The sequence below is a fragment of the Rhodoferax sp. PAMC 29310 genome, assembly GCF_017948265.1.
In the GTDB taxonomy this organism is placed as follows: domain Bacteria; phylum Pseudomonadota; class Gammaproteobacteria; order Burkholderiales; family Burkholderiaceae_C; genus Rhodoferax.
In genome coordinates, this window is the sequence record NZ_CP072852.1 from 3,752,237 (window position 1) to 3,766,020 (window position 13,784).

At 60.4% G+C, this 13,784-nt stretch carries 13 protein-coding genes; 7 read left to right on the top strand and 6 right to left on the bottom strand.

Going from position 1 to position 13,784, the window contains the following annotated elements; all coding sequences use genetic code 11:
* The first annotated feature begins 36 nt into the window (after nt 1-36).
* The 4 genes from J8G15_RS17450 to J8G15_RS17465 are packed head-to-tail and all read left to right on the top strand — an operon-like array spanning nt 37 to nt 5,185.
* Nucleotides 37-1,377: an ABC transporter substrate-binding protein gene (locus J8G15_RS17450; RefSeq protein WP_210543761.1), complete on the top strand. Its 1,341-nt coding sequence runs from the start codon at nt 37-39 to the stop codon at nt 1,375-1,377.
* 53 nt (nt 1,378-1,430) lie between these two features.
* Nucleotides 1,431-3,191, top strand: coding sequence for an iron ABC transporter permease (locus J8G15_RS17455; protein WP_210547646.1), 1,761 nt, complete (start codon nt 1,431-1,433; stop codon nt 3,189-3,191).
* 12 nt (nt 3,192-3,203) lie between these two features.
* Nucleotides 3,204-4,289: an ABC transporter ATP-binding protein gene (locus tag J8G15_RS17460; protein WP_210543762.1), complete on the top strand. Its 1,086-nt coding sequence runs from the start codon at nt 3,204-3,206 to the stop codon at nt 4,287-4,289.
* Between the two features lie 17 nt (nt 4,290-4,306).
* Nucleotides 4,307-5,185 carry a LysR family transcriptional regulator gene (locus tag J8G15_RS17465; protein WP_210543764.1) on the top strand — a complete coding sequence of 293 codons (879 nt, stop codon included), beginning with the start codon at nt 4,307-4,309 and terminating at the stop codon, nt 5,183-5,185.
* 346 nt (nt 5,186-5,531) lie between these two features.
* Here J8G15_RS17465 and thiL read toward each other — a convergent pair whose 3' ends face one another.
* A complete protein-coding gene (thiL, locus tag J8G15_RS17470; RefSeq protein WP_210543765.1) occupies nt 5,532-6,530 on the bottom strand; it encodes a thiamine-phosphate kinase in 999 nt (332 codons plus the stop codon).
* A gap of 3 nt (nt 6,531-6,533) precedes the next feature.
* A complete protein-coding gene (apaG, locus tag J8G15_RS17475; protein WP_210543766.1) occupies nt 6,534-6,926 on the bottom strand; it encodes a Co2+/Mg2+ efflux protein ApaG in 393 nt (130 codons plus the stop codon).
* 81 nt (nt 6,927-7,007) lie between these two features.
* On the opposite strand from apaG, the gene rpe reads away from it, so the two are divergent.
* Nucleotides 7,008-7,694 (top strand): ribulose-phosphate 3-epimerase, encoded by a 687-nt coding sequence (gene rpe / locus J8G15_RS17480; RefSeq protein WP_210547647.1) that lies wholly within the window; start codon nt 7,008-7,010, stop codon nt 7,692-7,694.
* 10 nt (nt 7,695-7,704) lie between these two features.
* Here rpe and J8G15_RS17485 read toward each other — a convergent pair whose 3' ends face one another.
* The 3 genes from J8G15_RS17485 to J8G15_RS17495 all read right to left on the bottom strand — a co-directional run bounded on the left by J8G15_RS17485 (nt 7,705) and on the right by J8G15_RS17495 (nt 9,462).
* On the bottom strand, nt 7,705-8,046 hold the full coding sequence (locus tag J8G15_RS17485) for a hypothetical protein (protein ID WP_210543767.1): 342 nt from the start codon (nt 8,044-8,046) through the stop codon (nt 7,705-7,707).
* A 172-nt stretch (nt 8,047-8,218) separates the two neighbouring features.
* On the bottom strand, nt 8,219-8,677 hold the full coding sequence (locus J8G15_RS17490; RefSeq protein WP_210543768.1) for a type II secretion system protein N: 459 nt from the start codon (nt 8,675-8,677) through the stop codon (nt 8,219-8,221).
* 386 nt (nt 8,678-9,063) lie between these two features.
* Complete coding sequence (locus tag J8G15_RS17495) at nt 9,064-9,462, bottom strand: hypothetical protein (RefSeq protein WP_210543769.1); 399 nt, start codon at nt 9,460-9,462, stop codon at nt 9,064-9,066.
* A gap of 197 nt (nt 9,463-9,659) precedes the next feature.
* Between J8G15_RS17495 and J8G15_RS21695 the strand changes: the two genes are divergently transcribed.
* Nucleotides 9,660-11,228 carry an ATPase, T2SS/T4P/T4SS family gene (locus tag J8G15_RS21695; RefSeq protein ID WP_240538355.1) on the top strand — a complete coding sequence of 523 codons (1,569 nt, stop codon included), beginning with the start codon at nt 9,660-9,662 and terminating at the stop codon, nt 11,226-11,228.
* A gap of 14 nt (nt 11,229-11,242) precedes the next feature.
* Complete coding sequence (gspF, locus tag J8G15_RS17505) at nt 11,243-12,457, top strand: type II secretion system inner membrane protein GspF (RefSeq protein ID WP_210543770.1); 1,215 nt, start codon at nt 11,243-11,245, stop codon at nt 12,455-12,457.
* Nucleotides 12,458-12,473: 16 nt separating this feature from the next.
* On the opposite strand, the gene J8G15_RS17510 is transcribed toward gspF, so the two are convergent.
* Nucleotides 12,474-13,700, bottom strand: a complete 1,227-nt coding sequence (locus J8G15_RS17510) for a nitrate/nitrite transporter (RefSeq protein ID WP_210543771.1) — start codon at nt 13,698-13,700, stop codon at nt 12,474-12,476.
* Between the last annotated feature and the right edge of the window lie 84 nt (nt 13,701-13,784).

Sequence of the window (13,784 nt, forward strand, 5' to 3'; positions counted from 1 at the left end):
TTAATTTCACGACATCAACCACAACAGGAGACAAGCATGAAAAATCACATCAAACTCAGCCTGCTGAGCACATCCATCGCTCTGGCCGCAGGCTTTGCCAGCACGGCCATCGCCGGCACCGTGACCGTTGTCACCTCCTTTCCCAAGGAGTTGACCGGCATTTACAAGGCTGCGTTCGAAAAGGCGAACCCGTCGATCAAATTGGAAATTCTCAATAAGAGCACGACACAAGGTATTGCCTACGTGCGAGAGTTGCCGGCCGGCCAGCGTCCAGATATTTTCTGGGCCTCGGCGCCCGATGCCTTTGAGGTGCTGGTTGGGCAGAACCTGCTGGCCAATATTGCTGATCAAGCCAACAAGGCAGTCCCCGCCAAAGTGGGTAGCTACCCCATCAACAACCCGCAAGGTCTTTACTTGGGACAGGCCCTGGCTGGCTATGGTTTGATGTGGAACACGCGCTACCTTGCAGCCAACAAGGTGCCGGCACCGGCTCAATGGGCCGACCTGATGAAGCCGGTTTACTTCAACCATACCGCCATGAGCGCACCGTCGCGCTCGGGCACAACCCACCTTACCGTCGAAACCCTTTTGCAGGGCGAAGGCTGGGACAAGGGCTGGAACCAGTTGTTGCAAATCGGCGGCAACAGTGCCGCCATCACGGAGCGTAGCTTTGGCGTACCCGATGGCGTGAACAACGGCCAGTTTGGTGTTGGTTTGGTGATTGACTTTTTCGGTCTGGCCAGCAAGTACTCGGGTTTTCCGGTGGAGTTCGCCTACCCTGATGTCACCGCAGTAGTCCCGGCCAATATCGCCTTGATCAACGGCAGCAAGAACGCCGAAGAAGCCAAAAAATTCATTAGCTATAGCGTCTCGTTGGAAGGCCAGCAATTGCTACTCGATCCAAAAATCTCGCGCCTGCCGATCCTGCCCGCTTCAGCCATGGGCGGCAAGGTGCCGGCTGGGTATCCAGATCCCTTTGAGATTGCCAAACGCGCCAAGGTGAATTTTAATTCGGACCTCTCAGAGGCTCGCTACAACGTCGTGTCGTCTCTATTCGACCAGACCATCACCTTCCGGCACAAAGAGCTGCAGGCCGCTACCAAAGCGATACACGAAGCGACCGCAGCGCTGCAGAAGAAACCCAACGCCAACGGACAGGCCTTACTCAAGCAGGCCCGCGACCTCGCATTCAGCCCAGTCGTTGGTAGCAAACTGGCGGACGACAAGGACTTTCTGGCTTTGTTCACCGCCAACAAGAAGGATGCCTCTGCCAACAAGCAGGTCACAGGCCTGGAAGACCGCTGGAATACACATGCTCGCGAAAACTATGAGCGGGCCAAGTCTCTGGCAGAGCAAGCTCTGGCCAGCGTGCGTTAACCAAACCAGGAAGCACCATGTCCTCAGTGACCGTCACGGGTGCATCCCCCAGGATGCGCCCGGGCTTCTTTAACCACGTGCGCCCGGGAGCCTGGCTGGCCGGCGCACTGGTATTGGCCTTTTTACTGCTGTTCCTGATCCTCCCGGTCGGGCAGGTGTTTGTTGCCGCCTTTGTCGACTCAGATGGCAGCCCAACCATTGGGCACTTCAGCGCCTTCTTCGATCAGAGTCTGATGCGGGAATCGTTCTTCAACAGCCTGTATGTTGCGACGCTGTCCACGGTTTTTGCCGCCATGATTGCCGTCCCGCTGGCGTACTTCACCGTGCGCTTTCAGTTTCGCGGTGCTTTGCTGATTCAGACGCTGGGCGTGTTGCCGCTGATCATGCCGCCCTTTGTCGGCGCCGCGGCAATGCAACTGATTTTCGGGCGATCGGGCTCGGTCAACCTGCTGCTCGACCAGTATTTTGGTGTTTCCTTGCCGATCATGGAGGGACTCAATGGGGTAATTTTTGTCGAGTCCATCCACTACTTCCCGTTCATCCTGATGAACCTGACAGTGGCCCTGCGCAATATCGATGGTGCCATGGAAGAAGCCGCACTCAACTTGGGGTGCACCGGCTGGCGGCTGTTCTGGCGGGTGATTTTCCCCCTGGCCATGCCTGGCTTCATCGCCGGCGCATCGCTGGTTTTTGTCAAAGTGTTTGACGATTTGGGTACCCCACTGGTTCTGGGGCAGACCAATATGCTCGCGCCGCAGGCGTATCTGCGCATCACGCAGGTTGGCTTGGAAGACCCCATGGGTTATGTCATTGCCGTGATCATGATTGTGTTCTCCATCACGGCCATGGTCATGTCGGCCCGTGTGCTGGTAGGCAAGGATTACTCAACCATTCAAAAGGGCGGCGCCAGCATTGCCCGGCGTGAACTCACCCCTTGGGGTGCGTTGGCTGCCTATGGCTGGATATTTCTGGTTCTGTTGGTGGTGCTGTCACCGCACATCGGTGTTTTGTTGTTGTCGTTTGCACAGGTATGGAGTTTTGCGCCGTTGCCCGACGCCTATACGCTGGCGCACTACGAAACTGTTTTCCAGGATGCCGGTGGCATGATGAAGAACACGTTGTTGTACTGCGGTCTGGCGGCGGGGCTGGATGTGGTGCTGGGCGTGACGATTGCCTATTTGGTCCTTCGCACCAAACTGCCAGCGGGCAAGTGGCTGGACTGGGCTGCGACTGCTTCGCTGGCCGTTCCGGGCATTGTTCTGGCCATTGGCTATCTTCGTTTCTTCAAGGGTGTCACCGTACCTGGAACCGACACGCTGTTGACCAGCACCTGGGTTGTGATCATGTTGGCGTATGCGGTGCGGCGTTTGCCGTACGCGCTGCGCTCTTGTGTGGCAGCCTTGCAGCAAGTGCATGAGTCCCTTGAAGAGGCCGCCGAAAGCCTGGGCGCCACCAAAATGCGAACCATCAGGCGCGTGGTTGTACCACTGATGGCGGGTGGTATTTTGGCCGGTTTTGTGACCAGTTTCATCACGGCAGCTGTGGAGTTGTCTGCCACGATTTTGCTGTCCTCATCTGAATCGCAGGCGCCCATGAGTTATGGAATCTACCTTTATATGCAGAGCATTTCCGGCCGTGGCCCAGGAGCGGCTCTGGGGGTGCTGGCCATTGTGGTTGTTGCGCTAGGCACCTACCTGTCGCATTTGGTGGTCGAGCGCGCGAGCAATCGCAACGCCACCCGCGTGGTCGATGAAGAATTGCCGCCATTGCCTGTGGCGCCATCGACAAACCCCCTTCTTGCTGTCAAGATCTGACCGAGTATCGTTATGAAAAAAGTACCTGTTCAATGCCGCAACATCCGCCTGTCCTATGGCAGCACGGAGGTTCTGAAAAACGTTAATCTGGATATTGAGCCTGGCGAGTTTTTCGCGCTGTTGGGGCCCTCGGGCTCCGGAAAATCCACCTTGCTTCGGCTGATCGCCGGCTTTAACCGCCACCAGCATGGGGAATTGTTGATAGATGGCAAGGACGTTAGCCGCAAGGCGCCTTGGGAGCGCAACGTCGGCATGGTCTTTCAGAGTTACGCCCTTTGGCCGCACCTCACAGTATGGGACAACGTGGCCTTTGGTTTGGTGGAGCGTCGGGTTGACAAAGCCACCATCAAGGCGAAAGTGGGGGCGGCTCTGGAGCAAGTGAGCTTGTCTGAATACGCACAGCGCCGACCGAGTCAGCTCTCGGGCGGGCAGCAACAGCGGGTGGCCCTGGCGCGCACGATCGTGATCGAGCCACAGGTGCTGCTGCTCGATGAGCCACTGTCGAACCTGGACAAGACACTTAGGGTTCAGATGCGCCAGGAATTGTTGGCGATGCAGCGCCGACTGGGCTTGACCACACTGTTTGTCACGCACGACCAGGAAGAGGCCATGACCACAGCGGACCGCATGGCCGTCCTGGACAAAGGCATCGTGCAGCAAGTGGGCAGCCCGGTTACCTTGTACGACTATCCCGCCAACCCGTTCGTGGCCAATTTTGTAGGCACCATGAATTTGATGACGGGCAAGGTTCGCTCGCGCAGTGCCGACATGCTCACGCTCGATGTGCCAGACGTCGGTGAGATTCGTCTTCCCATTGCGGGCGACGCACCCCAGTCAGAGTCGATTCAGGTCAGTTTTCGCCCTCATGCATTGCGACTGGAAGTGGCTGATGCAGCGCGCGATGCACGCTTTGTCTGGATGCCTGGCACGGTAGAAGCCAGTGAATTTCTGGGTGAGTCGACACGTTACCGGGTGCGGGTGGGTAAGCAAAACCTGACTGCAGACCACCCACACCAAATGGGGTTGACGCGGTTCCCGGTCGGTGGCGCGGTCAGTCTGGGTATTGAGCCGTCGCAGGTTCGATTGTTCGGCGCCTGACGGCGTCCTGTTCGCCGATGGAGTTGCACCAGATTCGCGCTTTTGTCACGGTTGCCCGTGTGGGCAATGTGACCAAGGCGGCGGACGTGTTGTGCGTGACGCAGCCGGCAGTAACCGCTCAAATTAAGGGTCTGGAATCGAGCCTGGGTGTTGCACTGTTTGACCGCAGCGGTGGGCATATCACACTCACCCGTGCCGGTGAGAAGCTTCTGGCGCTGGCTGCTACGCTGTTGGCCGCGGCTGCGGAGTTAAAGGGCATGGCACGCGGCATGCAAGGTGAGTTGACTGGGCGCATTGAAATCGGCTTGCCTGGCGAAACCAGTGATTTTTTGCGCACTGGTGCGCTGTCGGTTGCCGTGCAGCGAGACTTGCCGCTGGTTGAGCTGCAAACGCGCACCAAACCCGTCGGCCAGTTGCTTGATTTGGTGCGTGGTGGAGGGCTGACCGGCGCCTTCATCATCAGTGCCAATCCGCCGCGCGATTTGCAGTGGACCGCTCTGCGTTCAATAGGCTATCGTGTCGCAATTCCCTCCCGGCTGGCCTCTGAAATGCAGCGTGGCGGCTGGCGGGTTCTGGCCAGTTTGCCTTGGGTGTCGGGTGTTGTTGAGTCACATATTCACCAATTGTTGCGAAATCATTTTGAGCAGCAAGGACTGGAGCCCAACGTGGTGATGCGCAGCGAAGACACCAGCACGCTTGAATCCTTTGTGCGTGCCGGAACCGCCTGCGCGCTGCTGCGCGAGGAAGTAGCGATTCCGGGAGTGGAGCGCAACGAGTGGTTCGTCTGGGGCCATGCACGCGTTGAGGCGCAACTCTACTTCTGCAGTTCATCAGACCTTGCCAGTGACCCTTTGGTCGTGGCGTTGAGCTCGGCGGTTCACGCCTTGTGGCGTTAGTTATCGGTGGCCCGTTAGAAAAATAGTGGGTTGAAAAGGACGAGATGTCGCCTTTCGTCGACCCAAAATGGGAGCGCCAGAATCCAAGACATGAACTGATCCGTTCATGTGGCGCAATCCTGAAGACCGATAGCTCGACTCGTGTTCTTTCGCCACTTCAACCCCGTCGCGGCTCACCACCTTGCCTTTCCTTCCCTTCCCTTCCCTTCCCTGTTGGCCTTGCCCCGTTGCATGAGTTGCGGCGGCACAAAGCCAGCGACGGCGACCTTGACTGGGGGGCTGCTGCTCAACACCGCCGGCGCTGTGATAGATAACAGCAGCGCGGCGAGTCAAGGCAGCCAGTGATTCATAAAAAGTGGTCGAAGGACAGAAAACAGTTGTCGACGGTTTGACCATTGCGGTCAATAAGTCTCACTCCGGGTGCGGCGTCAATCTGGCCGATGCGGGTGATCAGGGTCTGGCTGGTTCGGGCCGCGCTCGCCACGGCGTCGCGTGCAGCGGTGGGCGCGGTGAACAGCAACTCGTAGTCGTCGCCGCCGGTCAAGGCCCAGCGACGCCACTGGGATTGATCTATTTCAAGGCTCTTTATGGCTTCAGACCCGGTAAATACGGCGCGAGCAGCTATTAATTCAGTAGCAATGTCTGCGTCCACGGTGGCGCCCACGCCGGATTGCTTCAGTACATGGCCGAGGTCGCCAAGCAGGCCGTCGCTCACGTCAATGGCGCTGGTGGCCACGCCACGCAGCGCCTGGCCCAGTGCCACGCGGGGTGTGGGGGCTTCCAGCCGCAGGCGGGCCGCGTCAAACACGGGGGCGGGTACTGACACGGTGCCGCGAAAGACCTCTAGCGCCAGGCGGGCATCGCCCAGTGTGCCGCTCACGTACAGGTCATCCCCGGCTTGGGCGCCGGAGCGCAGCAGCGCTTGCGAGCGCCCGTTCACCACGGGCACTTCGCCAAAGACGGTGATGCAAATGTTGAGGGGGCCTTGGGTGGTGTCGCCGCCAATCAGTTCGCAGCCGTGCTCGTCGGCAAGAGCCAGCAGGCCTTCAGAGAACGGGCCCAGCCAGGCTTCGTCCGCGCGGGGCAAGGCCAGCGCCAGCGTGAAGGCGAGCGGCTTCGCGCCACAGGCGGCCAGGTCACTCAGGTTCACGGCCAGGGCTTTGTGGCCCAGGTGGCGGGGGTTGACGGTGCTGAGAAAGTGACGGCCTTCGACCAGCATGTCACTGGAAATGGCCAACTGGGTGCCGGGGCGGGGTTGCAGAATGGCGCAGTCATCGCCAATGCCCACCGTGGCCTGACGCGCAGGGCGCTTGAAAAAGCGCTCGATCAGGTCAAACTCGCCCATGGATCAGTGCAGGGTGCGGGTTCCGCCACTGGCGCTGAGGGCGTCCAGCACAAACATGGGCACGTCAGTGTCAAACTTCTCGCCGTCTTCGGCAACGCAGAAAAAACTGCCGTGCATGGTGCCGGTGGGGGTGCGCAGGTGAGTGCCGCTGGTGTATTCAAACGCCTGGCCGGGCTTGAGCAGGGGTTGCTGGCCCACCACCCCCAGGCCGCGCACCCGCTCGGTGTGGCCGTTGGCGTCGTTCACGTTCCATGTGCGCGAGATCAACTGCGCGGGCACCTGCCCCGTGTTGGTGATGGTGATGGTGTAGGAGAAGACGTAAATGCCTTGCTCAGGGGCGGACTGTTCGGCCTGGTAAGCGGGGCTGACGTCAACGCGGAATTGGTACTTGGACATGCCGCAATGCTACCTGCGAAAATAACGCTTCGAAGTGCCCCTTCTGGCCTCCCCGGCTTTCCTTGTTGACACAACCCACCTATTGCCATGACCTTTCGCATTGCCCCCTCCCTTTTGTCCGCCGACTTTGCCCGTCTGGGTGAGGAGCTCAAAAACGTCATCGCCGCCGGTAGCGACTGGATTCACTTCGATGTGATGGACAACCACTATGTGCCCAACCTGACTTTCGGGCCGATGATTTGCAGTGCCTTGAAGCCCCATGCCAAGACGGCCGCCGGCGTGGCCGTGCCCATTGACGTGCATTTGATGATTCAGCCCGTGGACGCCCTGGCCGCCGCGTTTGCCGATGCCGGTGCCGACTACATCAGCTTTCACCCAGACGCCTCGGGCCACGTGCACCGCAGCATCCAGGCCATCAAGTCCAAGGGCTGCAAGGCCGGTCTGGTGTTCAACCCTGCCGAGCCGCTGGACGTGCTGGACTGGGTGATTGAGGACATCGACCTGATTTTGATCATGAGCGTCAACCCCGGTTTTGGCGGCCAGAGCTTCATTGACTCGGCCCTGCGCAAGATTGAAGACGTGCGCAAGCGCATCACGGCCAGTGGCAAAGACATTCGCCTGGAGGTGGATGGCGGTGTGAAGGTGGACAACATTCGCCGCGTGGCCGATGCCGGTGCCGACACCTTTGTGGCGGGCAGTGCCATTTTTGGCAAGCCGGACTACAAGGCCGTGGTGGACGCCATGCGCGCCGAACTGGCCACGCGCTGAAGCGACTGCTTCAAAGCTCGGGCGGCATCTCGTAAAACGCCAACGCAGAGGTGCCGTCCGGGTAGATGGCGTCATAACACCGGGTGCATTGCGGACAAAACAGGTGAGGGCGGATCACATTGTCGCGCCGCAGCACCAGCTTCAAAGGCAGGCCCGTGCAATGCGGACAGGTTTCCCGCATATCCCCCACGGGGGTGACGTCGTCGGCCTGAAAGCCGTTGGCCACCATCTTTCCGGATACCACCAACTGCGGCGGGAGTTCAACCAGATTGAAGAGATCCTGCTGGCGCGGGTCCTGATGTCGGCGCTTGTCAAGGGCGTCAATGGATGGTGTGTGGTCGGTTGTTGACATAGTGTTCTGGGGCCAGCATGTTTCTGGCCAATGGCGCGCTGATCGAGTGTGACTCGCCTGGATGACGGGTCATGTCGTTGAAGCACTGGGTTAAAACAACTCAGTGTGTGAACTATTCGCGCTAATGTCCTTGCGATGCATCAAACGAATCAGCCAAAAAAAGTTACAACGATCAGGGCGGATTCAGCGGCGGTAGTTCCAGAAGCTGGGTCACCGGCCCACCCCGCGCTGTTGCAAGAGATGCGCTTCGTGGCGCCACTGACTGCAGAATCAAGCTGTCATTGATCGGTTCCCCCACGGCATAGGGCTTGGGCGTCTGGTCATCCATCCCAATCAAAGCATAGCCACGCTCTTTGGAGCTGCCCGCCACGACGCCCCAAAGCTTGAGTTGGCCCGCGGCAGCACTGGCAGGTGCCCCGGGCCCTGCGACCACCTGAGAAGAGCCGAGCAAACGGGCCACCACCAAAGGGTCTGCCTGTGCGCTGGCGGGTTGCTGGAGCTCGGTTGTCGGCCCCGACGGGCTGGTCGACGACCACTTGAGCGTCCAATAGCCGGCACTGGCCGCTGCCAGGGCAGCGATTGAGAAGGTGGCCAGCCTGAGCCACCAGAGACCATGCGTGTGAGTTTGCATTCAACAATTATCTGTGAAGTAACCCGATGATTCATATCTCGACAGAGGCTGCTTGCCGCGGTGTTTTCGATTGCAGCCATTGCAACATTCGCCACAGAGTTCTTTTTGGCGACCTGCAGAGACGGGTTTCCGCATGATCCACGCGCCGATTGATCACATAGCCGTTGTTTCCTGCGAGCAGATGTATGCCGACGGCCCCCGTACTCACGGTCTGTTTACGCTGCGCACCAGCATGGCCAAACTGTTGAGGGGGAGCGATATCGAAACCATGTACAAAGGCGGGCAGAGGTACACAAAAATGGCGGCCTCTGCATCTGCAACCCGAATGCTAAAAAAGCCGCCATGGCAGCTATGCCCGGCGGCTTGTCGGGTAAGCCTGTGGCAGGCTATTTCTTGCCGCCAGCACCGCCAGCACCGCCAGCGCCAACACCATCGCCCATGCGTTTCAGAATCGGCGCGTCGGGAAGCGAGACGCCCTTGGCGCGAGCGCGTTCCTGCATTAGCTCATGATGCTTTAAACGATATTGCTCACGCTCTTGCTCAGTTTTCAGCATGCGCAACTTGGCGCGATGGGCATTGCGCTCGGCCTGCGTCATCAATTGGCTGCCGTAGATTTGGTCCTGGTCGCGATCGCGCAGTTGATCCTGAGTTTTGAGCTGGTCCTTGTCCATGGTCTGGTCCTGGATCTTGTCCTGCGCCACCGCTGCGGTGCTTGCAAGCCCGGCGCTCAATGCCAATGTCGTCGCAATTGCCACGGCAGTCATATTCTTCGCTGTTTTTTTCATCGTTCACTCCTTTTTACCAACAAAAAGACCAGGCGGTGAGCCCAATCCAAATCAAAACCGGCACCTTGCCCGCTTTGATCTCATTCTGTTGATCTACACCCCCGCAACATTGAAAAATAGCAGTGGGTAACCCCGCTTATGTCCCTAAAGTTGTTACTGCGTGTTGGTAATCCAATGAAAACAAGAGGGGAATTAATATGGAATTCAATAGAAAGCATGGCAAGTTGGCTGTCGCGCTGAGCGCCGTTGCAGTGGCCACGGCAGCCATTGCCGGCACGCTCATGCAGCTACAGCCAGAGGTGGTGGTCTCAACTGCCGCCGCCGCCAACAATGCCTACAAGGCCAAGATGGGTTGGCAGTCCTACAAGTCGTCGCTTGGTGAGAGCACTTACGACGTCAAGGCACAGCTTGTGGTCTATGCGGACGGCCCTGCAGGCAAGCAAGACATCTGGATCGCCCGCTCCACCGACGACGGCGCTACCTGGACCCAGACCAATGTCACCAACAACGGCGGAACCTCCCTCGCAATCACCGATCCGGTGAGCAGCAAGACCGGCACGTTTAGCATCACCCACTACAAGCCCAGTATCTATGTGGCGCCTGTAGGCGTACTGAACGGTGGCAAGGGCGCCAACGCGCTGGTGTCGTGGACCAGCTCCGACTGCGAAGGCAGCCCGGCGCAACGCATCAACTCCAACTTGGTTCCCCTGACCGGCAAAGACCAGCCTTACAGCTGCCTTTGGACGGCCCGTTCAAGCGACGGCGGCCAAACTTGGACTACGCAGCGCCTGACCAACGGCGGCAAAGACGCCGACAACGACGTGCTGGGCGGTTCGGTCAAGTACACCTCGGACACCACATCCAGCGGGCACTTTGCGGTTGCCTTCCAGGCTGACCCCGAAGGCTTGCAACTGGGTGAGGCAGAAGGCACGGGCGATGGCGCTTCAGGCGCCAACGTCAGCCCCGGAACCAACATTTGGTACACCTACCTCAAAAAATCGGATTTTGAGGCGGGCACTGATTTTCCTTTGCCGGGTCAGGTCAGCGACAACAACGCGACCACCGATGGCTCCCCAGGCGCCTCACGCCCCAACCTTTTCCTCAGTGGCGGCAATGCCATCCTCGCCTACGAAGAAACCAAGGGTAGCGGCTCCAGCGGCAAGCAAGTGATCTATCACAGCTTCTCGGCCAACAGCCCCACGTTGGACAGCCTGCCGGCTGGAACCGCCATCAGCAACCCTAGCAACAATGCGCGGCGCGTACGCTTCGTGGCGCAAGGTGACGAGGCTCTGGGCGATGCGGACAAAAATGGCGATGCAGCCGATGGCGATACCCAAGGGGTTCACGTCTTGCTACTCTGGCGCGAAACCACGCTCACCGGTCACTTGGTGCTGGCCACGCTGCATACCAATGACGCCACCAGCGCGGTCACACGCCTGACCGACATGGGCGTGGAGCCGTTTTTGCTCAGCTCGTCGCTGCTGGGCGTGTTGGCGCAGCGCCTGGTGCGCCAGTTGTGCACGCAGTGCCATGGCACGGGCTGTGACAAGTGTGGGCAGACCGGCTACTCAGGGCGAAGCGGCGTGTTCGAGTTGCTGATCACGGATGACGCCATCCGCGCGCAGATTCACACTAAAGCGTCCGAGGCCGACATTCGCCAGGCCGCCCGGGCCGCTGGCATGACGCTGATGCGCGAAGACGGAGAGCGCCTGGTGCAAAGCGGCGTGACGTCGCGCGAAGAGTTGATTCGCGTGACCCGCGACTAGGAAAGCCCAGCGCTGTGCCTGTTTACTCCTTTGAAGCCCTCACGGCCGACGGCGACGCCCGCAAGGGCGTGATCGAGGCCGACTCCGCCAAGGCCGCGCGCGGCACCTTGCGCGGCCAGTCGCTCGTGCCACTCCGGGTCGAGTCGGTCAGCGCAGGCGAGGCGCAATCGACGGGCCAGGGGCTCAGGCGCCGGGCGTTCAACGCGTCAGGCTTGAGCATCTGGACGCGTCAGTTGGCGGGGTTGGTGTCTGCCGGCCTGCCGCTGGAGCGGGCTTTGAGCTCTCTCTCCGACGAGGCCGAAACCGAGGCGCAGCGGCATTTGGTGGCGACCCTGCGCGCCGAGGTGAATGGCGGCTCGACCTTCGCCAAGGCGCTGGCGCAGCACCCGCGCGAGTTTTCCCCTGTTTTCGGGGCTGTCATTGGTGCAGGCGAGCAAGGTGGCGACCTCGGGCTGGTGCTGGAGCGTTTGGCCGACGATCTGGAGGAGCAGCAAGCCCTCAAGGCAAAGCTCATTGGCGCCGCAGCCTATCCTGCCATCGTGACGGTGGTCGCTATCGTGATCGTGATCTTTCTTGTGACCTACGTCGTGCCGCAGGTGGCGCAGGTCTTTGTTGGCAGCAAGCGGGCGCTGCCCTTACTGACCGTCATCATGATCAGTGTGAGTGACCTGGTGCGCAGCTACGGTTGGCTGATGCTGATGGCCGTGATAGCTGCTGGCATTGCAGCCCGGCTGGCCCTGGCCCAGGCTGCGCTCAGGGAACGGTTTGACGCGGCGTTTTTGACCTTGCCGGTGCTGGGCACGCTGGCACGCAGCTACAACACGGCGCGCTTTGCCAGCACGCTGGCCATGCTGGCAGCGGCCGGCGTTCCAATTCTGAAGGCCTTACAGGCCGCCGCGGAAACCCTGTCCAACCGCGCCATGCGCGCCGACGCGCTTGACGCACTGGTGCTGGTGCGCGAGGGCGCGCCGCTGGCCTCCGCGCTGGCTCAGAAAAAGCGTTTTCCGGGCTTGTTGGCCATGTTTGCACGGTTGGGCGAGCAAACCGGGCAACTGCCACAGATGCTGCAGCGCGCTGCCAAGCAACTGAGTACCGATGTGCAGCGCCGTGCCATGTCGCTGGCCACCATCCTGGAGCCCTTGCTGATTGTGGCGATGGGCGTGGTGGTGATGCTGATTGTGCTGGCCGTTCTCCTGCCCATCATCCAGCTCAATCAACTGGTCAAGTAGCGAACGGGGCCGCCGTTCACGTCGCGCTGGCCAGGGCGGACGGTCGCCGCACAGGGACTAAGAACCAGGCAAACGCCAGCACCTGAGCCCCCAGCAGACCGCCTAGCGTCGTCCGAAAGGCATCGGCACGGCTCAGGCCGCTGGCGGCAAAGGCTTCCACGGCGGTGCCAAACCCCCATTGCAGCCCAAAGGCGCCAATGAACACCATCAGGTTCAGGGCTGTGTTCACCCGCCCCGAGATGCTGATCGGAAAGGAGGCGGTGAGCTGGGAGTAAGCAATATTGCCGAGGCTGAAAGAGATACCCAGCAGCGGCCACAGCAGGGCCGGTGGCGCCAGGTTCATGACCAGGCACAGCTCCACCAGCAACGCCAGGCCCATGCCGGCGGTCAATAAAGCCATGGGCGGCACGCCCCGGCGCGACAGCCACGTCGAGCAGGTGGCCACAAAAATGAAGCCAGCCAGCATCGCCACGCCCAACATGAACAAAATTTCAGCGGCGGTGGTGCGGCTGGCGCCGTTCACCTCCATCAACCAGGGTACAACCCACAAGCCTTGAATGGCCATGTAGCCACCCACGATCAGGCAGCCCTGAGGCGCGAACCGCCAGAATTGGCGGCTGGTGTAAATGTCGCCCAGCGACCTGATTTGTTGCGACAGGGTGGCGTGGGGGCCGTGCACGGGTTGGTCCGGCACGCGCATCAACATCGCAGCGGTGAGCACCAACAGTCCCGCACACAAGAAGAACACACCTCGCCAGCCCAGCAGCGGCAAGGCTGCCGCCACTGGCAGGCTCGCGGACAAGGCGCCCAAGCCACCAGCGACCATGATGGTGGCCGTGAGGGCGGGCAAGCGCTGCACTGGGAACCATTGGCTGAAGGCCTTGAAACTGCCCATCAGGCAGGCAGACACGCCCAAGCCAATCAAGGCGCGCGCCACTGCCAGCGATTCCAGTGATTGACCGAGGCCAAAGAGGGCGCAACCCGCAGCGGCCACCAGCAGCAAAGCGGCCTCTACCCGGCGGGGGCCAAAACGGTCCAGCAGCAGGCCCAACGGCAGTTGAAAGAGGCCAAACGCCAGCAGATAGGCCGAGGTCAGCAGGCCCAAGCCGGCGGCTGACACGTTCAGTTCGCGCATCAACTCAGGCGCGATTACTGCATTCACACTGCGAAGGCCATAAGACAAGAAGTAGCCGGCCGCGTAGGCGGGAACCAGCCGAATCCAAAGGCGATAAAAATCATTCATGGCGGGATTGTCGTGGAAACCGCCGGGTGCGGCAGGCGCTCAGCCCCGCACCTGCCAACACGACGATCGCGAGGTCGGCGACCG

Excerpts from the sequence above, each read along its gene's own strand:
- J8G15_RS17450 (WP_210543761.1), top strand. The coding sequence starts at position 37 with ATGAAAAATCACATCAAACTCAGCCTGCTGAGCACATCCATCGCTCTG.
- J8G15_RS17455 (WP_210547646.1), top strand. The coding sequence starts at position 1,431 with ATGCGCCCGGGCTTCTTTAACCACGTGCGCCCGGGAGCCTGGCTGGCC.
- J8G15_RS17460 (WP_210543762.1), top strand. The coding sequence starts at position 3,204 with ATGAAAAAAGTACCTGTTCAATGCCGCAACATCCGCCTGTCCTATGGC.
- J8G15_RS17465 (WP_210543764.1), top strand. The coding sequence starts at position 4,307 with ATGGAGTTGCACCAGATTCGCGCTTTTGTCACGGTTGCCCGTGTGGGC.
- thiL (WP_210543765.1), bottom strand. The coding sequence starts at position 6,530 with ATGGGCGAGTTTGACCTGATCGAGCGCTTTTTCAAGCGCCCTGCGCGT.
- apaG (WP_210543766.1), bottom strand. The coding sequence starts at position 6,926 with ATGTCCAAGTACCAATTCCGCGTTGACGTCAGCCCCGCTTACCAGGCC.
- J8G15_RS17485 (WP_210543767.1), bottom strand. The coding sequence starts at position 8,046 with ATGTCAACAACCGACCACACACCATCCATTGACGCCCTTGACAAGCGC.
- J8G15_RS17490 (WP_210543768.1), bottom strand. The coding sequence starts at position 8,677 with ATGCAAACTCACACGCATGGTCTCTGGTGGCTCAGGCTGGCCACCTTC.
- J8G15_RS17495 (WP_210543769.1), bottom strand. The coding sequence starts at position 9,462 with ATGAAAAAAACAGCGAAGAATATGACTGCCGTGGCAATTGCGACGACA.
- J8G15_RS21695 (WP_240538355.1), top strand. The coding sequence starts at position 9,660 with ATGGAATTCAATAGAAAGCATGGCAAGTTGGCTGTCGCGCTGAGCGCC.
- J8G15_RS17510 (WP_210543771.1), bottom strand. The coding sequence starts at position 13,700 with ATGAATGATTTTTATCGCCTTTGGATTCGGCTGGTTCCCGCCTACGCG.